The organism is Nitratidesulfovibrio termitidis HI1, from assembly GCF_000504305.1.
Lineage (GTDB): Bacteria > Desulfobacterota > Desulfovibrionia > Desulfovibrionales > Desulfovibrionaceae > Cupidesulfovibrio > Cupidesulfovibrio termitidis.
In genome coordinates, this window is record NZ_KI632512.1 from 463908 (window position 1) to 487306 (window position 23399).

Genomic DNA, 23399 nt, shown 5'->3' on the forward strand with positions numbered 1-23399 from the left:
GGCCGCCGGAGCCGATGTTTGTGGCGCTGGCGGGCGCTGCATTGCCGCTCACGCCCGGTCTGGTGCCAACGGAGATCGGTTGGGACCGGTCGCGGTTTCCGGGCCGCCCCGTCCCAGCGACCGTCAGCCCTCCGGCGTTCCGGTGGCGCCGCCCGTTTCGCTGCCGGTTCCGGGCGTGTCCTGTCCAGCCTTTTCCGCCTGTCCGGACGTTCCTTCCTGCCTGCTCACTCCTTCCCGTTCGTCCTGTCCGTTCCGAAGTTCACGCCAGCCCGCAGGCCTGTGCCGCCTGGCGCCGGAGGTCATGTTCTGGCCCTGGGCCACGCAGGCGGCTTCGGCGTCCTGCCCGTCGCCAGCCTGTCCGTCATCAGCCATCGCCCCTCCAGCCGCTGCCGCGGTTTCATCTTCCCCGCCGGGTCCGGCATCCGCCGCAAGGGCCTCGCGCGCGGTTTCCTCGCGCAGCAGTTCGTGGGCCAGGTCCAGTTGCGCGGCGCGGGTGCGGGCCAGGCCGTCCAGCTTGGCCGCCAGCACCCGGCGCAGCACGCGACCGTAGGCGGGCCCCGCCGGAATGCCCATGGCCAGCAGGTCGTTGCCGGTGATGTCGGGCGTTTCGCCGCGCAGGCGAGTGAGATAGTACGAGATATGCTTGCGTGCGTCCTCGGACTTGGCGCGGGCCATCAGGTACAGGATGCCTTCCGGCGCGATGGGCGAAAGCAGGTTGTTCAGCCCGCTCATGGAGCCGTCGCGCTGCATCCACAGGTTGAGCAGGTTGTACACCTCGCGCACGTTCTCCCGCAGCGTCAGAAAGTCCTGCCGGACCTTGCGCGAGAAGGCCAGCCGGTCGGTGACGGCGGCCACGTCCAGGTACTTGCCGTTGCCGCACAGCCCCAGCAGATAGAGCATCCACGGTTCCGGCGCGGGCGAAAGGTACAGCAGCCGGTACCAGTGCAGCACCCGCTCAAGCTCGGTCAGCACGTCCATCTTGGCCGGATTCAGTTTCAGCAGCGGGTGGATCAGGCGCAGGATGTCGAAGTCCTCCATGCGGCGGATGCACGGCAGGGGGGCCTTTTCGTCGAAGATCAGCTTCAGTTCGTGGAACAGCCGCGCCCCGGACAGGCGATCCATCATGCCCAGTTGCAGGGCGTTCTTGATGAGCCGCTCGCACTGCGCCCCGATGCGGAAATCGTAGCGCTTCTCGAAGCGGATGGCGCGCAGGATGCGGGTGGGGTCTTCCACGAAGGACAGCGAGTGCAGCACGCGGATGACCTTGTCCTTCATGTCGCGCTGCGCGCCGAAGAAGTCCACCAGCCGCCCGAAGTGCGCGCCGTTCAACTGCACGGCCTGGGCGTTGATGGTGAAGTCGCGTCGGTACAGGTCCATCTTGATGGACGACAGCTCGACTGTGGGCAGTGCCGCTGGATATTCGTAGTATTCCAGGCGGGCCGTGGCCACGTCGATGCGCTGTTCCGGCCGTGCGGCGGCGCGGTGGGCCGCTTCCGCCGTGGCCTCGTCGGAGGCATTGCCCGCAACGGGGAGGGCGGGCGGGGTGATGGTGGCGCCGGAAATCTCCGTGGCGGGGAGGACGTTCAGGGTGACGTCCTGTGCGGCATCGGGCGCGGCGTCGGGACGACCGTTGCCGCCGCGCGTCTTTTCCGATTCCCATGCGGGAAAGATGACCACGGCGGTCTTGAACTTGTGGTGCGCGCGCATGCGCCCGCCCAGTTCATCGGCCAGGGCGCGGGCAAAGGCGATGCCGTCGCCTTCAACCACCACATCAAGGTCCAGGTTGGGCCGCCCCAGCAGAATGTCCCGCACGAAGCCGCCCACGGCGTACACCGGCACGTCCAGCCGGTCGCCCAGCCTGCCCGCCAGTTCCAGCAGGCGAAAGTGGGTGTCGGGCAGGCGTTCCTGCAGCAGGGAGCGGATGTTCTTTTCGCGCCGGGATTCGGGCAGCAGCGTTTCCGGAATGCGGGCGGGTTCTTCCACCAGGGTGTTGATGAGGTCGGTGCGGGTGATGACCCCCACCACGTCTCCCGCTTCCTCGTCGCTGTCGGCGGCGTGTGAGCCGGACGGGCCGGATGAGGGGGACGGGCCGGATGAGGGGGGCGGGGGCGTGCGGTCCACGCCGTAGCTGCCCGCCAGATGCGGCGCGGGTACCCTGTCTACCACGGGCACCAGGCGCTGGCGCTGGCCCACGATGATTTCCATGACCTTGTACAGGTCCTCGTTGGGGGTCACGGTCTGCACCCGGCGGTGCATGTATTCCGTCACGCCCATGTGCCCCAGCCCGTGCGCGATGGCCCGCGCGGCGGTCTGCTGTTCCAGATAACCCACGCACCGCCGGGTGCCCGTGGCGAACACGGGCACGGCCTTCAGGCCGTAGCGGGTCATGGTTTCCTCGGCATCGGCGATGGAGCGGTCGTCGTCCACGCCCACCACGGGCGAGGACATCAGGTCGCGCACCCGCATCTGCGGGTTGACGGCGGAAAAGAGCAGGGCGAACAGTTCGTCGCGCACCTGTTGCAGGGTCTTGTCCTTGACCGAGGCCGAGGCCGCGTACGGGTGCCCCCCGCCCCCGAGCGAGGTGCACACCTGGGCCACGTCCACTTCGGCCAGACGGCTTCGGGCCACCACCTGCACCCTGTCGCCCATGCGGCACAGGGCGAACAGCACCTTGATGTTCTCCATGTCCATCATCTTGTGCGCCAGCAGCGCAAAGTCGCCCATGTAGGTTTCCAGGGACGCCTCGGCGATGGTCACCAGGGTGCCGTTGATGTCGTGGGTGGTGGCCGATTCCAGCAGGGCGTTGAGGATGCCCACCTGCTCGCTGGTCAGGTCGCGGGCAATGAGCTCGGCGATGGCGTTCAGGTCCATGCCCTGGGTCTTCAGCCAGCCCGCGGCGGAAAAGTCGTGTTCGGTGGTGGAGGCAAAGGTGAACGAGCCGGTATCCTCGAAGATGCCGAGGCCGAGCATGGTGGCTTCATCGCCGGAAAGCGTCAGCCCCCGCTCGCGGATCTCGGCCACGATGATGGCCGTGGTGGAGCCCCACGGGAACACCCGGCTGAACGCGGCGGGAATGTCTTCGGGGGTATCCGGATGGTGGTCCCAGAGGTGCACGGTAACCCCGGCCCGGGCCAGCACATTGTGCACGTGGGGCACCCGCGAATGCTGGCGGGTATCCACGATGACCAGGGTCTGCACGCTTTCCGGATCGATGTCGCGCGCCTGCCGGAAGTTGAACATGTAGGTGGCGCTTTCGATGAAGAAATTGCGCAGGGTGCGTTCCTGGCTGCCGGGAAACACCAGCACCGCGCCGGGGTACAGCTTGCCCGCCGCCACCATGGCGGCCAGCGCGTCGAAGTCTGCGTTGGCATGGGCGGTGATCAGCACCGGCGCGGCGATTTTGGGGGGCTGCTGCATGCGTGGGTGTCCGTGGGGTGCGCCGGGTCAGGAGCGCGAGCGGGGGTGATGGGCGCGGTGCACCTGGCGCAGCCGGTCGGCCTGCACGTGGGTGTAGATTTCCGTGGCGGCGATGTCGGCGTGGCCCAGCAGCATCTGCACGGTGCGCAGGTCGGCACCTCCGTCCAGCAGGTGAGTGGCGAAGGAATGGCGAAAGGTGTGCGGCGAAATGTCCTTGCGGATGCCCGCCTCGGCCACGTGGCGCTTGACCATCTTCCACACCGCCTGGCGGGTCAGCCCTTTGCCGGAACGGTTCAGGAACAGGGCGTCCTCCACCGGGCGGAAGGCGGGTCGCCAGTCGCGGATGTAGGCCGCCAGCAGTTTGGCCGCCGTGTCGTGCACCGGCACGATGCGTTCCTTGGACCCCTTGCCGAATACCCGCACCAGGCCGGTCATGGGGTCGAAGTCCAGCGGGCGCAAGCCGCACAGTTCGGAGACGCGCAGGCCGGAGGCGTACAGCAGCTCCAGCATGGTGCGGTCGCGAAAGCCCAGCCGGTCGGAAAGGTCGGGCCGGGCCAGTACGGCGGACATTTCCTCGCGGGTCAGCACGTCGGGCAGGGTGCGCGGCAGCTTGGGGTTTTCCAGATAGCGCAGCGGGTCTGTCGCAAGCTGGCCCTCTGCCACGCCGTGGGCGAACAGTCCGCGCAGGGCGGACAGATGGCGGGACAGGGTGCGGCTGGTCAGGCTGCGTCGCCGCAAGTCTACAATATACAGGAACAGGGTCTGTTCCGTGGCGGCTTCAAGGTTGACGCCGCCCTGCGCGAGAAACCCGGCAAAGTCGGACAGGTCCGCCGCGTAGGCGGCCAGGGTGTTTTCCGCAAGGCCGCGCTCGATGAGCAGGTATTCCAGATACCCGTCGATGAGCGGGTGCGAGGCCTTGGGCGCGCCATCCTGCCCGGCGCGGGGTGCCGGAGTGCGCCGGGCGCGCGTGGCAGGCTCGGCGGGATGTGTCGTTTTGGTCGGTTTGCTGCCGCGACGGGCGGGCGCTGCCCTGGCGGATTCGCCGGGGGCGGTGGCGACTGAGGCAATGGGGGCGGACGTGCGGCGTGGGGGCATGGAGTTGGATGCGCGCTGCGCGGTCGTGCCCGGCCCCGGCCACCCGGAAGGGCGCGCGGGCAGGGCGGTATTCGAGTAGGCATGGTACACGGGCGTCCCGTATGCGGCAAGGGCATGCGGCAGGAGCGCGCAGCAAGGGGTCGGCAAGCGGCGAGTGCGGGCGGCGGGCGGAGACGACAGGTCACACATGCGGATTGGTTGCGGGCATGCCGGAGGGCTGGCCACGGTCTGGGCGCTGGCGCCGGGCGGCACGGCAGCCGGAAAAGCAGACGGGGCGCGCCGCGTGGCGCGCCCCGATCGGTTTGTAGCTCTATAGTATGATGGCTCGGGCTGCGTCGCCGCCCGACCACGCCCGCAGGCGTCAGGCCGACATCACGTCAGGCCGACATCACGTCAGGCCGACATCGCCTCAGGCCAGCTTCACGTCCGCCGCCAGCAGCGCAACGGGGTTGCCCGCCGTGTCCTCCATGGGCAGCGACACGGTGATGCATGGCGCGCCCGAGGCCTGCGAGACGTAACTTTCCGAGATGTACAGGTCGCCGATGCCCATGGCCCCGGTAAACCACGGGCGCGACGACCAGTCCTTGCCGCAGGCCTGCGCATCCGCCGGGGTGGCCAGCGCCGCCGGGGCGATGTTGGCGATGATCTGCCGTCCCTTGCCGTCGGTCATGTACAACAGTTCCAGGTACGGTGCGGCGGCAATGACCCGGCGCAGGTGCGCCTCTATGCGGTCGCGCTGCAGGGAGCGGATGTCCGGCGCATCGGCCAGCCCGCGCATGAGCGTCTGCACCGTGCCCTGCCCGATGACGTGGAACACCTGGTTCAGGGTGGCCAGCCGGGACATCTGGGCCGAAAGGGCGGTGATGTCGTTGTTGGCGCTGTGCATGCCGTCGGCGGTCTGGCGCGAGATGGCGTCCACCTGCGAGATGATGCGGTTGATTTCCTCGCAGGTGGCTGCCTGCTGCTCGGCGGCGGTGGCGATGGTGCGCACCCCGTCGGAGGTGCTTTCCACGATATCCACGATTTCTGCCAGGGCCTCGCCGGAATCCTGTGCCAGACGGGTGGCGTCGTCCACCACGCGGGCGGCCTCGTCCATGTCGGACAGGGTCTTGCGGGTGCCTGTCTGGATGGCCACGATGACCTCGCCCACCTCGCGGGTGGCCTGCATGGTCTTTTCCGCCAGCTTGCGCACCTCGTCGGCCACCACGGCAAAGCCGCGCCCTGCGTCCCCGGCGCGAGCCGCCTCGATGGCGGCGTTCAGCGCCAGCAGGTTGGTCTGGTCGGCGATGTCGGTGATGACGCCCATGACCTGGCCGATGGACTCGGCGCGGGCGCCAAGGTCGCCCATGACCTCGCGCAGGCCGGTGGTGTGTCCGTGCACCGCGGCGATGGAGGACACGGCCCGGTTCACCACGTCCCGCCCGGCCAGGGCCTTCTGGCGCGCGGTGTCTGCCTGGGCGGCGGCATCGCCCGCGTTGCGGGCCACGGCGTTGACCGTGGAGGTCATCTGTTCCATGGCCACCGCGGTGTCGCCCGCCAACCGCCGTTGGTTGTCGGCCCCGCTGGAAGCGCGGCCCGCCTCTGCGGCCAGGCGCGCCGTTGCCTCTTGCAGCGAGGTGACGGCGCGATCCAGGGTTTTTGCGGAATTGTGCATGGCCTGCCGGTTGGAGGCTTCCGCCCGCTCGCGGACAAGGCCGGCCCTGCGCCTGGCCGCCTCGGCGTCCTGGCTGCTGGTGTCGGCGCGGGCGGCTTCCGCCGCCATGCGTTGGCGTGCCCCGTCCAGCAGGGTCACCACGCGCGGCACGTGGCGGATCAGCAGGGGCAGCGGGTCGGCGGCTTCTCCGTCGGAACCGCTGGCAGTGGCTGTTGCCCCGGCCTTGCGGGCGCCAAGGGACAACCCGTTCCCCGTACCCCGTTCTGCCGTGCCGGAAGATTCGGCATCATCGCGCACTCCGGCGGCAAGCCGGGCGGCGGCGGCCAGCGCCCCGTGCACGCGCCATGCGTCGAACAGGCAGCCCAGCGCTACCAGCAGGCCCGCCGCCATCATGGCGTAAACGATCCAGCCCGCCGCGCCCAGCGCGACGGCCAGGGCCGTGCCGACGAAAAGCATCGCCAGCAGGCCCAATCCACCCAAAGCCCGTGTCGCCGATGTCATGCATTCCCCCACGTTGTCATGAAGTCGAGTGTCTTGCCCGTTGTGTCGTGTCGTCCGTTTTATCGTTTTCGTTATGCCGGATGACATTTTTGACAATAAAAAGTCATAAAGTAGGGCAGGGTAGGATGCCCCGACATATCCGTACCCGGCCCGTGCAGCCGCGCGGCATGGTGTGCCGCATATGCCCCGGCCACTTGCCGAAGCACGGTGGGCGGGCATTTTCGGGCGCGATGCGCGGCGCCTGCCCCCGTCCGTTGGCGTCCGTCATGCCCATAGCGCGGGCAAGGGCGGGCAGATGCGCCATGTTCACCTGCAGGATGCATACCCTCGGAAAGCGCAGGGCAAAGGCGGTGGACAAAAACGGCGGCGCAGGAAGAGACCGGAGGGGCACGCGGCATCCGCGTGATGGCGTCTGACACATGCCTCGGTTGGAGCCATCGGCAACCCTGCCCGGCCCGTCAGGAGCCATTATCATTTGACAGGCCGGGCAGGGGGCCTGTAGATTTCGCGCAACAGGACGAAACCGGGTACGCGGTTACCCGAACGGCATCGCAAGGAACGGGCTTCTGGCAGAGCCCTCTTTTTTTACCGGCGCACCGGCGTGCCCCGCCACAGGCGAAAGGGCGCGCCCAGGGGATCGAAACCCGCAAGGAGAAGATTCGGAATGGCTGATTTCAAACTCGCGGCCCGGCTGGCGACCCTGCCCCCGTACCTGTTCGCAGGCATCGACAAGGTCAAGGCCGAAGTGGCCGCCCGTGGCGTGGACATCATCAGCCTCGGCATCGGCGACCCCGACATGCCGACGCCCGGTTTCATCATCGAGGCCATGAAGCAGGCCGTGGAGCGTCCCGCCAACCATCAGTACCCCTCGTACGTGGGCATGCTGGAATTCCGGCAGGAAGTGGCCAACTGGTATGGCCGCCGCTTCGGCGTCAGCCTTGACCCCAAGACCGAGGTCATCGGCCTGATCGGCTCCAAGGAAGGCATCGCCCATTTTCCGCTGGCCTTCGTGAACCCCGGCGACCTGGTGCTGGTGTGCACGCCCAACTACCCGGTGTACCACATTGCCACCGGCTTCGTGGGCGGCGAGGTGCAGTTTATCCCCCTGGTGGAGGAAAACGACTACCTGCCCGACCTCGACGCCATTCCCGCCGCCACCTGGGACCGGGCGAAGATGATTTTCGTCAACTATCCCAACAACCCCACGGCGGCTACGGCCCCGCGCGCGTTCTACGAAAAGCTCATCGGCATCTGCAAGAAGCACAACGTGATCATCGCGCACGACACGGCCTACACCGAGGTCTACTACGACGAGAATGACAAGCCCATGAGCATTCTTGAAGTGGAAGGCGCGAAAGACGTGACCATCGAGTTCCACTCGCTGTCCAAGACCTACAACATGACCGGTTGGCGCATCGGCATGGCCGTGGGCAACGCTTCCCTGGTGGCGGGCCTTGGCAAGGTGAAGGAAAACGTGGACTCCGGCATCTTCCAGGCCGTGCAGGAAGCCTCCATCGTGGCCCTGCGCGACGGCGACGACTTCTGCCGCGAACTGCGCGCCATCTACCGCAAGCGCCGCGACGTGGTGGTGGCTGCCCTGCAGAAGGCGGGCATAGCCTGCCGCGTGCCCACCGCCGCGTTTTACATCTGGGCCAAGGTGCCCGCCGGGTACGGCTCGTCCGCCGAATTCGCCACCGCCGTGCTGGAAAAGACCGGCGTGGTGCTGACCCCCGGCAACGGCTTCGGCACGCCGGGCGAAGGCTACTTCCGCATTTCGCTCACCGTGGACACCGACCGCCTCGAGGAGGCCGTGTCACGCATCGCGAACCTGTAATCGCCTACGTCTGCCTGGGGTCCAACCTTCCTCCAGCCGATGTGCCGGGGGGCGACCCTGCCGACAATCTCGTCCGGGCTGTGGCGGCGCTTGCCGCCCTGCCCGGCGTTGTCGTTGGCGCGGTGTCGTCCGTGTACCGCACGGAACCGCAGGGCTACCGCGACCAGCCGTGGTTCGCCAACCAGGTGGCCCGGCTGGAATGCGTCCCGGACATGACGCCCGAAGGGCTGTTGGACAGCCTGCTGGAGGTGGAGCATGCGCTGGGCCGCACCCGGGCGTATGCCCTGGAAGGCGGGCTGGCGGGGACGGTACAGGATGATCGGGAGCAGGGGGGCGGCGCACCTTCACCAGACCCTGCAGCGCGCTTTGCCCCGCGCACCATCGACATCGACCTGCTGCTGTTCGGCAGCGCCGTGCGCGACACCCCGCGCCTGACGCTGCCGCACCCGCGCATGCGCGAACGGGCCTTTGTCCTGGTGCCGCTGCACGAAATCGCCCCCGAACTTGCTTTCCCCGACGGGCAAAGTCTGATACACGCCCTGAAATCGCTGACGTTCACCCTGCACGACGGGTGTATCGCCCAGTGAGCGGCCAAGCGGAGCGCACCCGCGCGCCCGGCCTTCATCAACGCCTCTATGACCCAAAGGGAGTCTGGCATGCTCAAGTGGCTCTTGCTGATCGCGGCAGGCTATTTTCTCTACCGCCTCGTGACCAACGAGGCGCGCAAGAAGAGCAAGGATGACAAGAAGCACAAGGAAGAGATGGTAGCCACCGGTGAAATGGTGCGTGACCCCATCTGCGGCGCGTACATCGACGCCAATGCAGGCGTCACCGTGCGCGACGGCGACCGGACCTATCGTTTTTGCAGCTATGAATGCCGCGACAACTTCCTGAAGCAGCTGGAAAACGGCGGCCGCGAAATTCCCGTGCACAAGGAAAAGGACGCCGAATAGGCGCAAAGCCCTGCCGGGGCTTGAAACATCCTCGCGCACGCGCCGACCGCCGGGCGTTGCCTAGCCAGGCGGCATGCTCTCCGTTACCGCAGCAGCTTGTTCTTTCGTGTTGCCGCCGTGTGCCGGGAACATATGTTCCGCTGGCGAACGGCGGCCCGACGCAGGAGGCACCGGTTCATGCAGTTCTTCCTGGATACGGCGAACCTTGCCGAGATGCGCGCCGCCAAGGCCTGGGGCCTGTTGGACGGCGTGACCACCAACCCCACGCTGATGGCCCGCGAAGGTGGCGACTGGCGTGTGGTGATGCAGGCCATCTGCCGCGAGGTTGAAGGCCCGGTGAGCCTGGAGGCCGTGGGCGACACCGCCGACGAACTCATCGCCATGGGGCTCGACCTTGTGCGCAACGGCCCCAACGTGGTGGTCAAGATTCCCATGACCCCCGAAGGCCTGAAGGCAGTGCGCGTGCTGAAGGCCAAGGGCGTGGACACCAACGTGACCCTGGTCTTTTCGCCCATGCAGGCGCTGCTGGCCGCCAAGGCCGGAGCCTCGTTCATCTCTCCCTTCGTGGGGCGGCTGGACGGGCTGTCGCAGGATGGGATGCAACTGGTGGCCGACATCATGACCATCCTGCGCAATTATTCCGGCATGGGGATGGACGCCCGGGTCATCGTGGCCAGCGTGCGCCATCCGCGCCATGTGGCCGAGGCGGCCCTGATGGGTGCTCATGTGGCCACGGTGCCGTTTGGGGTGTTGCGCCAGATGTTCGACCACCCGCTGACCTCGGCCGGGCTTGAGGCCTTCAACAAGGACTGGGCAGCATTGAACAGCTAGCGCCTTTCCGTGGGCCGACTGCCGGTTGCAGTCCCGCGCGGCAATTCTTTCTCGGAATACCCGAAAAACGGGCACCATCCCCAACGGATGGTGCCCGTTTTTGCGTCCAGAACGGGAAAACACGCGAAATGCCCGTTTGAGAGGCAAAAGCGTTTTGGATGGATATAAGTGTGGATTTTGAATTTTAAAGTCTGAAAAGAGGCAGGTGCAGAGGTGGAAATTTCCGGAAAACGGATGCGTGTGCGGTTGGGCATATATGTGGATGTGCAGATCGTCGTCAGGTGAAGGAGCAGGGGCGGCTCTGCATGGTCGGCACTGGATAGCGGAAGTCGTAGCTGAGGCTGTGTACGCACAGCGTCAACAAGATGGCGACGTGCAGGGCGACGTGCTTGGCGAGCGAATGGAACTGAGGTTTCAATCGCCAATTTCGATTGATGGTCAAGGTGGAGAATTTCGACACCGGTCACGGTGCGGTGTGCGCGTGTGTCTCGCGGGCATGGGGTGGCGTGAGTGGCTCGGCATGAGGCATCAAGCCAGAGCCAACTGAGCAGCCAAAGGGGATGCCCTTATGTCTTCACGTGCCCCGCTTGATGTCTCATAATGTAAATTATGTTAACTTTTAGATATGGAGAAGTCTTTCATTCCGCATTGATATGAATTTATGATTTTGTGTGAAACAACCGGTGACTTTCCGATGCTACCCCGCCGTAAACGCCTTTTGGGTACCGTTGAAGTTGTGCCCTGATCTTCGTCAGTGATGAAGGTTGCCCTGGATCGGCGACGTTTCGTGTCTTAGGCGCGGGATGTTGATGTGCGGTGCTATGCGGGATGTTATCGAGATGGATGATTGGTTCGCCAATCCTGCGAAAAACCCGACCAGAATGGGCTCTTACCCATTACTTCTCACTGTCGTCGGCGGAGCTGTGTAGGTCCAGGGCTGCAGGTATTGCCACTGTCTTGAGCAACAATGTCTATCGTTAATTCCGTTTATGGGCTGCGTGGAATGCAATCATCGATTTCGGCGGCCCAACAAAAAAACGCCGGTAAACGCTTTCACGTCACCGGCGGAGGCAGACTGATCGATTCCAATGGTTAATGAACCGAGACGACAGGCGAAGTCAGGCGTCCTGTCCGGGGCGGGTCTTCCAGCGTTTGTGCATCCAGAACCACTGTTCGGGGTGGGCGCGCACCGCCCTCTCCACGGCTTCGGTGTAGTACCGGGCCACTGCTTCGAGCTTTTCGGTGCGGTCTCCGTCAAGCGTCGCCGTATCCAGCGGTTCGTCGATGTACAGCCTGTAGCGGCGACCCTCGCGGATCATGAAGGCGGGCCACACTTCAGCCTCGGCGCGCACGGCCAGCAGGGCTGGCCCCATGTTCACGGCGGCTGTCTCGCCCAGGAATGGAAGGAAGATGGCCTCGCTGCGACGACAGTTGTGATCCACCAGAAATCCGGCGCACCCCCTGCGCTTCAGCCCCTTGAGTACGGTGAACACGGCGTTGCGGTGGTCCACCACCTGCAATCCGCGCGCGCCGCGCATGGCGAAGATGAAGTCGTTGAGGGTTCGGTTGCCGTTGCGCCGCACCACCACCATGCGCGGGCGGTCCGGCTGCCAGCGTCCCAGCAGCGAGCCCATGAACTCCCACGCTCCCAGATGGGCCGTGGCCGCCACCAACGGGCGTTGGCTTGCGGTGATCCTGCGCAGCCGGTCGGGATTGTCGATGATCAGGCGGTCGCCGATCAGTTCGAAGCCGAACTTGCCCACCAGCACCAATTCCAGGAACGACCGGGCATTGTGGGCAAAGCTGTCCCGCGCGATGCGTGTGGCTTCACGCTGCGACACGCCGAGATGATCGGCGATGGCGCGGACGGCCAGGCGTCTCCTGCCGGGCAGGCAATGCCACAGCAGCGCGCCCAGTGCGTTGCCGTACCGGGCTATGCCGTCAAACCCCCGTCTGGCCAGAGCGCGGGCCAGCATGTGCAGCAGGCGTGGCATGAGGCCTTTTGGGGCGGTGCCGGAATCCGGCCTGCCCTCTGCACCGGGGCCGGGGGAAATGTCCGTGCGGTCTGTGTGGGGGGTCATCGCAATCCTTCAAGCCGGGCTTCAAGTTCCGCACAGGCGGCGGTCAGGGCGGCATCGCTCCCCTGCCCGTTCTCCCCCCCTTTTGGCGGGTCCATCGTAGCGGCAAGATCCGGCAGCCGGTACGGCGCGCCGAACGCCACACGCACGCGGGAAAACGGCAGCGGCAGTTGGAACCGGTCCCAGGCGCGCTCGAACACCTTGGCGCGGCCCATGAAAATGCGTACCGGCACGATGGGCGCGCCCGCCCGCTGCGCCAGAAAGATGGCCCCCGGCTTGACCTTGTGACGCGGCCCCCGCGGACCGTCCACGGTCACGCAGCCGCACAATCCTTCCTTGCGCATCTGGCGTGCCGCGCCGATCAGCGCCTTGACCCCGCCACGAGAACTGGAACCCCGCGCGGTGCGCAGCCCCAGCCGTTGCAGCACCTGGGCCAGATACTCACCGTCGCGGCTCTGGCTGACCACGGTGACGATCTCCAGGTCGCCCCGCACGTGCATGAGCGGAAAGAGTTCGTCGTGCCACAGCGCAAAGACCATGGGAGTATGGGCATGCCACAGGTCGTCCACGGCATCGCGCCCGGCAATGTCGTAGCGTAGCGTGGCGCACCAGGCCTTGTACAGTGCGTACAGCGGCGGTGCGATGAGGGCGGGGGGCAGCTTCACGCGGTGGCTCCGGCAGGGGGCGTTGCCGCGCCCTGTTCCGCCCCGTCAGCAACGGCATCCGTGGCGAACTGCATGGCGTACAGCCGGGCGTACAGGGAGCACCGGCCCAGCAGTTCCTCGTGCCGCCCTGCGTCCACGATGCGTCCCTGCTCCATGACCAGGATACGGTCTGCGGAAAGAATGGTGGACAGCCGGTGGGCAATGACGATGCTGGTGCGGTTCTGCATCAGGTTGTCCAGGGCCTTCTGCACGATGCGCTCGGCCTCGGAGTCCAGTGCGCTGGTTGCCTCGTCCAGGATCAGCAGCGGCGCATCCTTCATGATGGCCCGCGCAATGGTCAGGCGCTGTTTCTGCCCGCCGGACAGCTTCACCCCGCGCTCGCCCAGCAGCGTGTCGTACCCTTCCGGCAGTTCGCGGATGAATTCGTCGGCGTAGGCGGATGTGGCGGCGGTGCGCACGGCCTCTTCGTCGATGGGGCCGGGAAGGCCATAGGTGATGTTGTCGCGCACCGGAAGGTTGAACAGGAAGGTGTCCTGCGACACCATGGACACGTTGCGGCGCAAGGTATCCAGTGTATAGTCCGCCACCGGGCGGCCATTGAGGACGATGGCGCCCTGCTGCGGCTCGTAGAACCGGGGAATGAGGTTGACGAAGGTGCTTTTGCCCGCGCCGCTGGGGCCCACGATGGCCACACGTTCGCCCGCGCGCACGGTAAGGCTGACGTTGTCCAGCGCGGGTACAGCCTTGCTGCCGTATGTGAAGGTAACGCCCTCGAAGCGCAGTTCGCGGAAAGGCTCGTCAAAGGGGGTATCGCCCCCCTGCTCCACCACCAGTTCGGGCGCGTCGAGGATCTCGAACACCCGCTCGGCGCCAGCCAGGGCACGCTGCACGTCCATGTTGTAGGAATTCAGCGACTTGACCGGGTCATACAGCATGGCCAGGGCAGCCACGAACGAGAAGAACGTGCCCGCCGTGGTTTCACCAGTAATAACCTCATGCCCGCCGAACCAGATCACCAGGCCGATACCCACGGCCCCGATCAGTTCCATGACCGGCGAGGACAGCTCGGACACGCTGGCCTGCTTCAGGTACAGCCGGGCCAGGCGCTCGTTTTCATCGTCGAAGCGGCGCGCCTCGTGCCGTTCCGTGGCGAACGCCTTGACCACCCGGATGCCGCTGAACACTTCCTGCAACACCACGGAAATGTCCGCCAGCTTGGACTGGTTGCGGCGGCCGTACTTGCGCAACTTGCGGCCGAACCAGACAAGGGGATACAGCGCCGCGGGCAGCACCAGCACCGCCCACACCGCCAGGCGCGGGTTCTGGTAGAACACCACGCCCACCAATCCCAGCATGGTCAGCAACTGCCGCACCATCATCACGATGGACGGCAGGCTGTTGCGGATCATGGTCACGTCGCTGATGATGCGCGACATGAGCATGCCCACCTGCGATTCCTCGTAGAATTGCAGCGGCAGGTAGATGATCTTGTCGTACAGCTCCGAGCGCAGCTTTTCCAGTACGCGCAGGCCGCTGTACTGCATGAAGTAGTTCTGCACATAGCGGCCCGCGCCCTTCACCAGCGTAAGCACGAAGAACAGCAGCGGCACGTACAGCAACGCCCGCTCGTCCTTGTTGATGAAGATCTCGTCCAGGGCGGGCTTGACCAGCCAGGCGGTCCCGGCGGTGCTCAGCGAGACCACGCCCATGGCCAGCATGGAAAGGAATATCTGGACCCGATAGGGGTGAAAATACTTCAAGCAACGCTTGAGCAAGTGAATGCTCTGGCCCTGGGTGGGCTGTTCGGTCTTGGAGGCATTGGCCATATGGTGCGTGGTCTTCTATTTGTTTTGTGGATGCATTGTGTGAAATGGTGCGACTGTTTTCAATTTGACCGGGCCGCTCCGTGTAGTGTTCCTTCGGAAAAGGAGGCTCACCATGCCAGAAATCGAACTGAACTGCCAGAATCTTCCCTGCCCCCAGCCCGTGCTGCGCTGCAAGCGTTGCCTGGACGAGCAATCGCCCGCCTCGTTGGTGGTGGTCGTTGATAACCAGGCCGCGCGCGAGAACGTGACGCGCTTTCTCTCCACCCAAGGGTATGCCGTACAGACAGAGGAAGAGGGCGACGGCCTGTGGCGGCTGCGCGGGGTGAAGGGCGATGCCCGGGGGGCCGGCCCCGATCCTGCGGACGATTGCGAGGTCTGCGAAGTGATGACCGAGGAGCAACTGCGCCGCATGGGCGAGAAGGTCGTGGTGTTGCTGACCTCGGATGTCATCGGTTCGGGTGACGACACGCTGGGCGCCAAGTTGATGCAGAACTTCCTGGCCACCCTGCCAGAACTGGGTGCCGAACTGTGGCGCGTGGTCATGCTGAACGGCGCGGTGCGCCTTTCCGCCGCGGACAGCCCGGCCCTGCCCCATCTGAAGCGGCTGGAAGCCGCCGGGGCCACCGTGCTGGTCTGCGGCACCTGCCTTGACCATTTCGGACTTCTGGAGCAAAAGGCCGTGGGCCAGACCACCAATATGCTCGACGTGGTCACCAGCCTGCAACTCGCCACCAAGATCATCCGGCCGTAATTGGCCGGGGCGCGCACCTGGCCCGGAGCACGGATGTGCCCGGCCAACGTAGCGCCGCCATGCAACATGCCCGGGATGCCGTCCGGCGCGCCGCTGAAAGGATGCGCCGGGCGGTTTTCTTTGCCGGGCGACCGGGATAGACTGTTTCGGTTCACTTGCGTACGGTGGCCGCGCATCCGCCCGAAGGGCCACCGGGCGTGCCGTCCGTGCGTGTTGCGGACGCCTTGTCCGAAGCTGCCGGGGACGCCCCGGGCAGATGTTCCGACCCTCTCGCTTAAAGCCGTACGACTGTTCCGTACCACTGGCAGCGTACGGGCCCTGCCGCCCCAAACTTCAGCCCGCCGGACCCGGTCCGGCCCGGAACCCCATGACCCAGCGCCGTCCGTCGTCTCCGCCCCGTCCCGCCAAGCCTTCGACCGGTCGTCCCAAGCGTCCCGCCGCAGGTTCTGCCCAAGCCGATGCTACGTCCGATGCCCGTAAGGGCACGCGCCCCGCTCGGTCGGGCGGTGGGCAGGACCGTCCGGAACGTCGCTCCGGTCAGGATCGTCGCTCCGGTCCGGGGCCGCGCGGCAAGGATGGTGCGGCGTACCCGCATGGGGACAAGGATGGTCGTCAGGGACGTCGTGCCGGGGCGGATCGGGATGGCCGCGAGGCAGATCCGGCGGCGCGTCAGTCTATGAATTCGATGGTGGATGGGCATGCCGCCCAATCCGCTCAATCCGTCCAATTGGTTCAGCCCGGTGAACCGCACATGCAGCCGGGCGAATCGGCCATGCAGCCCGGCGAAGTGCGCCTGAACAAGGCCATTGCCGGGGCGGGCGTGTGTTCGCGGCGTCAGGCGGACGACCTCATACAGCAGGGGGTGGTGCGGGTCAACGGCGAGGTGGTGGATACCCCCGGTGCACGGGTAGTGCCGGGGCGGGACCGCATCGAAGTGCGCGGGCAACTGCTGGAACTGGATGCCGCGCCCGCCGCGTTCACCTACGTGATGCTGCACAAGCCGGTGCAGGTCGTCTCCACCGTGCGCGACCCGCAGGGACGCCCCACGGTGCTGGGCATCCTGCCACCCGACCTGCGTGGTGGGCGTCTGTACCCCGTGGGCAGGCTGGACTATTTTTCCGAGGGGCTGTTGATCCTTACCGACGACGGCGATCTGACCAACCGGCTCACCCACCCCCGCTACCACCTGCCCAAGGTCTACATGGTCAAGGTGCGCGGCCACGTGACCGAACCCACCCTGGCACCCATGCGCCAGGGCATGACCCTGGCCGAGGGCGAACACCTCGCCCCGGTGGAGGTGCGTCTGTTGCAGTCGGACCGCCAGGCCAGCCTTTTCGAGATGACCCTGCATCAGGGGGTCAACCGCCAGATTCGCCGGATGTGCCGCGACCTGGGCCTGACGGTGCTGCTGCTGCGGCGCGTGCGACAGGGGCCGCTGGAACTGGGCGAACTGCCCAAGGGTGCGGCCCGCCGCCTGACTCCGAACGAGGTGGCAGCCCTGCGCCGTGCCGCTGGCCTTGAATCATAACGACGCAGTTTTTCTGAAAAAACAACGCCTCCTGCAGTGCTGCAGGAGGCGTTGTTGCATTTTTGCATTTCAAGCTGAACGTGAAGAGGTGGTGTTCCTTTTCTTTGAGGAGAAGATGCGCTTGACGCTGGCACTGCCAGATACAACCAGCTACCAGACGTATCGCGCCCCTAGTTGAACAACTGCTTTTCGGGCGAACCCTGCCTGGTCCGGTCTTCCACGTCCACCCCCTTGGGCGGTGCGAAGCGAAAGGCGCTGTCCGGCACCCCGGCGTCGGTACTCAGGCTGTTCAGCGTGATGTCGTTCTCGTTGCCGTAGAAGTCGATGATCTTGGCCCGGCGGATCAGGTTGGTGTCCGGATCCACCCACAGGAACGCCTCGGTCAGTTGCGGGGTGGGTTCCTTGGGGTACATGTGCAGGCGGGCCATGCCGTTGTCGTCGGCCTCTTCCGCCACGTCGAAGTCCTGCTCCAGCTTGGCCTGGCCGGTGATCACCTTGATGATGGACCGCGAGTCCTGCACCAGTTCCACCGGGTACTTGTAGGCCACTTCCTCGTCGGGCAGGTAGTTCCAGATTTCGTTGGCCGTCACCACCAGCAGTTCGGCATGCGGGGCCTTGGTTTCCCAACGCACCAGCAGCGGCTTGCGGAATTGCAGGGTGCCCTGCCGGGTCTCCTTGGCGCCGCTTTCACGGTGCAGCAGCACCTGGGTGAAGTCCGCCTTGAGGGTGTTGGTGGCGTCATAGCGCTGTTGCAGGCGGTTGGTCAGTTCGCCTGCCGCATGCGACGGCGTAGCGGACATACCCATGGCGGCACACAGGGCGGCAAGGCCCAGCAGGCAGGAGAAGGCACGAAGGGAAAGGGGACGAATCACGGGATGCTCCTGTGGAGGATTACTGGCGGGATGGGGAAGGCGTGTGCCCTGCGGCGTGCCGTGCAAGGCGGCAAGTGGCGGGCATTGCCCCGCAGACGCATGGCGCCACGGTGCACGATCCGGAAAGGTACAGCCGGATTCCGGCCATGCTGGGGCTGCGCTAGCAGGACTGGGGCACCGCGTCAACACGTGCGGCGGGCGCGGGGCGAAGGCGGAAAACCGCCCCACCCCGTGTGCCCTTGCCCGCGTGGTTATCTGATGACCATGCGCGGTTTGCTGCCGTCGGAGGGGCCGATGATGCCATCGTGCTCCATCTGCTCCACGTAGCGCGCCGCCCGGTTGAACCCGATGCGGAAACGCCGCTGGATCTGCGAGATGGAGGCCTTGCCCTGGCCGATGACGAATTCCACGGCCTCGGCGTACATGGGGTCGTCGGAAAGATCGCCCCCGCCGTTGCCATTGCCGCCGTCGCCCGTGCCGTCGTTGCCCCAGTCGGCGAAGTCCACGGTGTAGTTGGGGGCCTGCTGGTGCTTCCAGAATTCCACCACGGCAGCCACGTCATCGTCGCCCACGAAGGCGCCGTGCAGCCGCTGCAACTTGCCGCCGCTGGGCTTGAAGAGCATGTCGCCCTTGCCCAGCAGGTGCTCCGCGCCCACGGTGTCGAGAATGGTGCGCGAATCGTGCTTGGAGGTAACCTGGAACGAGATGCGGCACGGGAAGTTGGCCTTGATGAGGCCGGTGACCACGTCCACGCTGGGGCGCTGGGTGGCCAGGATCATGTGGATGCCCGCCGCGCGCGCCAGCTGGGCCAGCCGCACGATGCTGGTTTCCACTTCCTTGGCGGCGGTCAGCATGAGGTCGGCCAGTTCATCGATGACGATGACCAGGTACGGCATGCGTTCCAGGTCCGCCAGTTCCGGCGGCAGGTTTGCGCCAAGGTCGGCCAGCTTCTGGTTGTACCCGGCGATGTTGCGTACCGCCAGGCGCGCCATGGCCTGGTAGCGGCGGTCCATCTCCTGCACGGCCCAGTCCAGCGCGTTCTTGGCCAGGGCCATTTCCGTCACTACCGGGTGCACCAGGTGCGGCAGGTCGGCGTATACGGCAAGCTCGATGCGCTTGGGGTCCACCAGCAGCATCTGCACGTCTTCCGGGCGTGCCTTGTACAGGAAGCTGAGCAGGATGGAGTTCAGGCACACGCTCTTGCCCGCGCCTGTGGCACCCGCCACCAAAAGGTGGGGCATGCGGGCAAGATCCGCCACGGTGGCATTGCCCGCGATGTCCTTGCCGATGGCCATGGTGAGCATGGACGGGGCCGAGCGGAAGGTGTCCGAGCCCAGCAGTTCCTTGAAGCACACGTTTTCGCGCGCCTCGTTGGGAATCTCGATGCCCACGGTGTCCGTGCCGGGGATGGGGGCCTGGATGCGCACGGCGATGGCCTTCAGCGCCAGGGCCAGATCGTCGCTGAGGTTGGCGATGCGGCTCACCTTCACGCCGGGGGCCGGGCGCACCTCGAACATGGTGACCACCGGGCCGGGGGTGATGCGGGTCAGTTCGCCCTGCACGCCGAAGTCGGCCAGGCAGGTGATGACGCTCTGCCCCTTGGTCTCCAGTATCTGGCGGGCAGGCTTGGTGTCGCCGCCCGCCACGGAGTGCAGCAGGTCAAGGCCGGGCAGTTTGCTGCGGGCCTTGCGGGGGCGCGCGGTCTTGGCGGGCGCGGTCCCCTGCCCTTCGCGGGCCGGGTCGTCGCCAAAGGCGCCTTCCAGCCAGGTGGGGCCAGCCTCGCCGGCGGCGTAATCCACGAGGTCTTCGGCAAGACCGTCAGCCAGATTGTTGGGCAAACCGTTGGGCAGCCCGTCGACGCCGTCGCCCGTCAGATCGTCCTCAAGCCCCATGGCGCCGGGGCCGAATTCATTATCCGCAAAGGGATCGCCGACGCTGGCAGATGCACTCCTGCCCCCACGGGCAATGGCGCGGGCCGTAGCGCGGCCATCGGGCTGGGCGGCATCGTGCACGGCATGGGCGTACGCGTCGTCGTCTTCCGGATCCTGGGGCACGTAGGGTGCGTGCGGCGAGGCCCCCGGCCTGTCATCACCTGGGCGGTACGGGCGGGGGGTGCCCTGCACGCCGCGCCCGGCGGGCAGCGGCGCGGGGGTGACGTCGACCACCTGTCCCTGCCTGGCCCCGCGTTTGCGGTTCCACAGGAACTGGAACACGCCCATGCCCGGCAGCTTCAGCCAGCGGGAGGCGCGCGCGCTGGTGGTGGCGGTGCCTGCGGGATCGGGCAGGCGCTCCTCACCCCCCACGATGACCGGGCGGGCCGCGGCGGCTTCCACCGCGCTCCGCGGCGCGGAAATTTCCAGCTTTGCCGAGGGCTTTGCCTTGGGCGTCAACCCTTCACGCAGTCCTTCAAGAATGCGACGCCCCATGGCCGACCAGGACAGGGCCAGCACCAGCTGGGCCGAGATCAGGAACAGGAACAGCCATACCAGCGCCGAGCCGCGCGGGCTGAAATAGCGTGCCGCAAAATTGTGCAGGATGATGCCGAAGAAGCCGCCCCCGCCCACGTCGCCGATGGACAGGTTCCATCCCGCGCCCAGGGTGGCCACGCAGGCGCCCAGCAGGATGAGCCCCAGCCAGCGCCACCACGGCACGTCGAAGGGGATGACCACATAGCGCGCGCCAAGGCCCATGAACCCGAAAGGCCACAGGAAGGCGGAAAAGCCGAAGAGATCCACCAGGATGCCGCCGATGTACGAGCCGAACAGCCCCGCGCTGTTGCGCACCTGCGTGGCATTGCTGACCACGTGGTTCAGGCTGGGGTCGCGGGCGTCGAAAGTGGCGAGGCTGAGCAGCAGCAGCAGCCCCCAGAAGATGAGGAAGAGCCCGAAAAGTTCGCGGGCCAGTTTGTTGCCGTCCGTGGCGGCACCCTCCTGATGTCGCGGCCTGATTGTCGCGGAATGTGTATTGACGCGGGGCGGCCCGCAAGGAAAAGGGATATGACCGTATCGGCCATATCCCTTACCGTACTCAAGGGTTCCCGTCCACACGGCCCCGCGGCACCGGACTGGTGCCCCAGCCAATCGGGGGCGCATCCGGAGGATTGCGGAGTGAACTCCTGGCGGAACCGTGCGCGAAACCGGACTATTCGCGGCCCAGGTATTCGCGGGTGCGGGTGTCGACCTTCACGCGGTCGCCAAGGTTCACGAAGATCGGCACGCCGATGACGATGCCGGTTTCCAGCTTGGCGGGCTTGGTCACGTTGCTCACGGTGTCGCCCTTGGCGCCGGGTTCGGTCTCCACCACTTCCAGCACCAGGGACACGGGCAGGTCGATGTCCAGCGGCTTGCCGTTATACAGCAGCACGCGCACCTGCTGGGCTTCCTTCAGAAAGCCGGCCTTGCCGTCGGTGGTGTCTTCCGCGATGTGCAGCTGCTCGTAGGTGGTCAGGTCCATGAACACGAGGTCGTCGCCTTCACGGTACAGGTACTGCATTTCGCGGGTTTCCATGTCGGGGCGGCCCACCTTTTCGCCGGAGCGGAAGGTGTTGTCCACCACGCGGTCGTTCAGCAGGTTGCGCAGCTTGGTGCGCACCATGGCGCCGCCCTTGCCGGGCTTGAAATGCTGGAACTCGACGATTTCGAAGGGCGTGCCGTCGATTTCGATCTTGAGACCCTTCCTGAAATCGGTAGTCGAATACATGAAGCCTCCGGAGTGATGTTCGTAAGGATATGCGGCCCTACACCGGGGTCGCCGGGGGCGACTGCAGGGCATCCAGATGCAGCACCAGCGATTGCACGGCGAGTGCGTAGCTGGTGATGCCGAAGCCCGCCACCACGCCGATGACGTGGCGACCGATGTAGCTCTTCTGGCGCAGCGGTTCGGACCGCGCCAGCACGTTGCTGAGGTGCACCTCGACGCAGGGCAGGCCTATCCAGGCCAGGCAGTCGGCCAGGGCCAAGCTGGTGTGGGTGTACGCGCCCGCGTTCAGCACCACGCCGTCCACGCCGTCGCGCCGGGCCTGTTCCAGCCGGTCGATGAGCGTACCTTCTCCGTTGGACTGGAAGAACTCCAGTTCCACGTCGCCGGTTCTTGCGCCCAGCACCTGCCCGACCAGGCCGGGCACGGCATCCATGCCCACGCTGCCGTAAATGTCGGGCTGGCGCACGCCCAGCGCGCCAAGATTGGGGCCGTTCAGCACCAGTATGCGATAGCGGGCCATGCGGCGTCCTTTGTGCGGTTGGCGGCTCTGGGCCGGTTGCGGCGGAACGGGGATGGGCCGGACTGGACACCATGCGCCCGCATCGGGTAACAGGATATTTTTTCCCAACGGCGGCCTGTTGTCAACAATGAAGCCACGCCAGACCGTGCGTCATGCCAGACCATGCGTTACGGCGGCCATGCCTCATGCCGTCCCTCATGCCCTCATCGGGATTTACCCCCAGCCACACGGCGCCCGGCGCCACCGGATACGATCATGCAACCAGTGCTTGAACTTGAAGCCACCGTCTACACCCTGGAACAGATGCGCGCCTTCGATGCGCCGCAGGTAGCCCTTGCCGGGCGCTCCAACGTGGGCAAATCCTCGCTCGTCAACGCCCTGGCACGCCGCAAGGCGCTGGCCAAGATCAGCGCCACCCCGGGCAAGACGCGCTCCATCAACTATTACCGCGTGAAGCCCGACGGCTTCTACGTGGTGGACCTGCCCGGCTACGGCTATGCCAAATGCAGCAAGGAAGAACGCCAGAAGTGGGCCGAGCTCATCGAGCGCTACCTGAGCACCTGCCCCACGCTGAAGGCCCTGACCGTGCTGCTGGACAGCCGCCTGGACCCGCAGCAGTTGGACCTTGACCTGACCTCGTTCGCCCGCAAGAGCGGTATCACCCTGCTGCCGGTGCTGACCAAGGCCGACAAGTGTTCCCAGCGCGAACGCGCGGAGCGCCAGCGTCAGTGGCGCGACATTCTGGGGGGCATTGCCCCTCTGGTGGTGTCTGCCAAGACGGGCATGGGCGTGGACAACCTGTGGGCATCGCTGCGCAAGGTGGTCACCGTGGGCGAAGTGCGTGGCTCGGCCCTGCTGGACCCCTTTGGCAGTGCCAAGCGCGACGTGCCGCTGGCGGATGCCGCCACCCAGTCTGACACCGCCGTGGATGCTCCGGCCCCGCGCCCTGCTTCCGAACCCGACGCAACCGGGGAGTAAATCGTCCTCCCTCCCGTCTGCCCGATTCTGTTCAGCCCTGTCTGGCCTGTCAGGCCAGTTCCACCCAGTTCAGTTCTGTTCAGGCTGCGGTGGTCCTGATTCGCCCAGGCCTGCTCGCCCTTCCTCCGAACGGCACGGCGCCCCGTCATGTCATGCATGACGGGGCGCCGTTCATTGGTGCGGTTTCGTCCTGTTGC

The 23399-nt window shown here is 66.1% G+C and carries 17 protein-coding genes; 7 read left to right on the forward strand and 10 right to left on the reverse strand.

Annotated features, from left to right (window positions below; genetic code table 11):
• Positions 1-123: 123 nt before the first annotated feature.
• The 3 genes from DESTE_RS02100 to DESTE_RS02110 form a co-directional block, all read right to left on the reverse strand.
• The gene (locus tag DESTE_RS02100; RefSeq protein WP_035064498.1) at positions 124-3417 is read right to left on the reverse strand and encodes a CBS domain-containing protein; all 3294 of its coding nucleotides are present in this window, start codon (positions 3415-3417) and stop codon (positions 124-126) included.
• A gap of 27 nt (positions 3418-3444) precedes the next feature.
• The gene (gene xerD / locus DESTE_RS02105) at positions 3445-4512 is read right to left on the reverse strand and encodes a site-specific tyrosine recombinase XerD (protein WP_281172040.1); all 1068 of its coding nucleotides are present in this window, start codon (positions 4510-4512) and stop codon (positions 3445-3447) included.
• A 409-nt stretch (positions 4513-4921) separates the two neighbouring features.
• Entirely contained in the window at positions 4922-6667 is a 1746-nt protein-coding gene (locus DESTE_RS02110) for a methyl-accepting chemotaxis protein (protein WP_035064501.1), read from the reverse strand.
• 664 nt (positions 6668-7331) lie between these two features.
• Here DESTE_RS02110 and DESTE_RS02115 point away from each other — a divergent pair.
• The 4 genes from DESTE_RS02115 to fsa all read left to right on the forward strand — a co-directional run bounded on the left by DESTE_RS02115 (position 7332) and on the right by fsa (position 10285).
• On the forward strand, positions 7332-8501 hold the full coding sequence (locus DESTE_RS02115; RefSeq protein ID WP_035064504.1) for an LL-diaminopimelate aminotransferase: 1170 nt from the start codon (positions 7332-7334) through the stop codon (positions 8499-8501).
• Positions 8502-8515: 14 nt separating this feature from the next.
• On the forward strand, positions 8516-9088 hold the full coding sequence (gene folK, locus DESTE_RS02120) for a 2-amino-4-hydroxy-6-hydroxymethyldihydropteridine diphosphokinase (protein WP_156925406.1): 573 nt from the start codon (positions 8516-8518) through the stop codon (positions 9086-9088).
• Between the two features lie 69 nt (positions 9089-9157).
• The gene (locus tag DESTE_RS02125) at positions 9158-9454 is read left to right on the forward strand and encodes a transcriptional regulator (RefSeq protein WP_035064508.1); all 297 of its coding nucleotides are present in this window, start codon (positions 9158-9160) and stop codon (positions 9452-9454) included.
• Between the two features lie 177 nt (positions 9455-9631).
• The gene (gene fsa, locus DESTE_RS02130) at positions 9632-10285 is read left to right on the forward strand and encodes a fructose-6-phosphate aldolase (protein WP_035064510.1); all 654 of its coding nucleotides are present in this window, start codon (positions 9632-9634) and stop codon (positions 10283-10285) included.
• Positions 10286-11403: 1118 nt separating this feature from the next.
• On the opposite strand, the gene DESTE_RS02135 is transcribed toward fsa, so the two are convergent.
• Genes DESTE_RS02135 through DESTE_RS02145 form a run of 3 tightly spaced genes read right to left on the reverse strand, consistent with a single transcriptional unit; the run spans position 11404 to position 14854 of the window.
• Complete coding sequence (locus DESTE_RS02135; protein WP_245590693.1) at positions 11404-12366, reverse strand: lysophospholipid acyltransferase family protein; 963 nt, start codon at positions 12364-12366, stop codon at positions 11404-11406.
• A complete protein-coding gene (locus DESTE_RS02140; protein WP_035064512.1) occupies positions 12363-13028 on the reverse strand; it encodes a lysophospholipid acyltransferase family protein in 666 nt (221 codons plus the stop codon). Before DESTE_RS02140 ends, DESTE_RS02135 begins: the two co-directional genes overlap by 4 nt.
• Positions 13025-14854: an ABC transporter ATP-binding protein gene (locus tag DESTE_RS02145; protein WP_035064513.1), complete on the reverse strand. Its 1830-nt coding sequence runs from the start codon at positions 14852-14854 to the stop codon at positions 13025-13027. The genes DESTE_RS02140 and DESTE_RS02145 overlap by 4 nt, the downstream gene beginning before the upstream one ends.
• Before the next feature lie 112 nt (positions 14855-14966).
• Between DESTE_RS02145 and yedF the strand changes: the two genes are divergently transcribed.
• Together yedF and DESTE_RS02155 are read left to right on the forward strand one after the other, a co-directional pair.
• Entirely contained in the window at positions 14967-15605 is a 639-nt protein-coding gene (yedF, locus tag DESTE_RS02150) for a sulfurtransferase-like selenium metabolism protein YedF (RefSeq protein WP_035064515.1), read from the forward strand.
• 751 nt (positions 15606-16356) lie between these two features.
• Positions 16357-17133 carry a pseudouridine synthase gene (locus tag DESTE_RS02155; protein WP_245590694.1) on the forward strand — a complete coding sequence of 259 codons (777 nt, stop codon included), beginning with the start codon at positions 16357-16359 and terminating at the stop codon, positions 17131-17133.
• 170 nt (positions 17134-17303) lie between these two features.
• Here the strand turns inward: DESTE_RS02155 and lolA are convergent, their stop codons facing one another.
• The 4 genes from lolA to DESTE_RS02175 form a co-directional block, all read right to left on the reverse strand.
• A complete protein-coding gene (gene lolA, locus DESTE_RS02160; RefSeq protein WP_156925238.1) occupies positions 17304-18005 on the reverse strand; it encodes an outer membrane lipoprotein periplasmic chaperone LolA in 702 nt (233 codons plus the stop codon).
• Between the two features lie 251 nt (positions 18006-18256).
• Positions 18257-21052: a DNA translocase FtsK gene (locus DESTE_RS02165; RefSeq protein WP_245590695.1), complete on the reverse strand. Its 2796-nt coding sequence runs from the start codon at positions 21050-21052 to the stop codon at positions 18257-18259.
• A 94-nt stretch (positions 21053-21146) separates the two neighbouring features.
• Positions 21147-21704: an elongation factor P gene (gene efp, locus DESTE_RS02170; RefSeq protein ID WP_035064517.1), complete on the reverse strand. Its 558-nt coding sequence runs from the start codon at positions 21702-21704 to the stop codon at positions 21147-21149.
• A gap of 37 nt (positions 21705-21741) precedes the next feature.
• On the reverse strand, positions 21742-22224 hold the full coding sequence (locus DESTE_RS02175) for a type II 3-dehydroquinate dehydratase (protein WP_035064519.1): 483 nt from the start codon (positions 22222-22224) through the stop codon (positions 21742-21744).
• Between the two features lie 255 nt (positions 22225-22479).
• On the opposite strand from DESTE_RS02175, the gene yihA reads away from it, so the two are divergent.
• On the forward strand, positions 22480-23202 hold the full coding sequence (yihA, locus tag DESTE_RS02180; protein WP_035064521.1) for a ribosome biogenesis GTP-binding protein YihA/YsxC: 723 nt from the start codon (positions 22480-22482) through the stop codon (positions 23200-23202).
• The last annotated feature ends 197 nt before the right edge of the window (positions 23203-23399 follow it).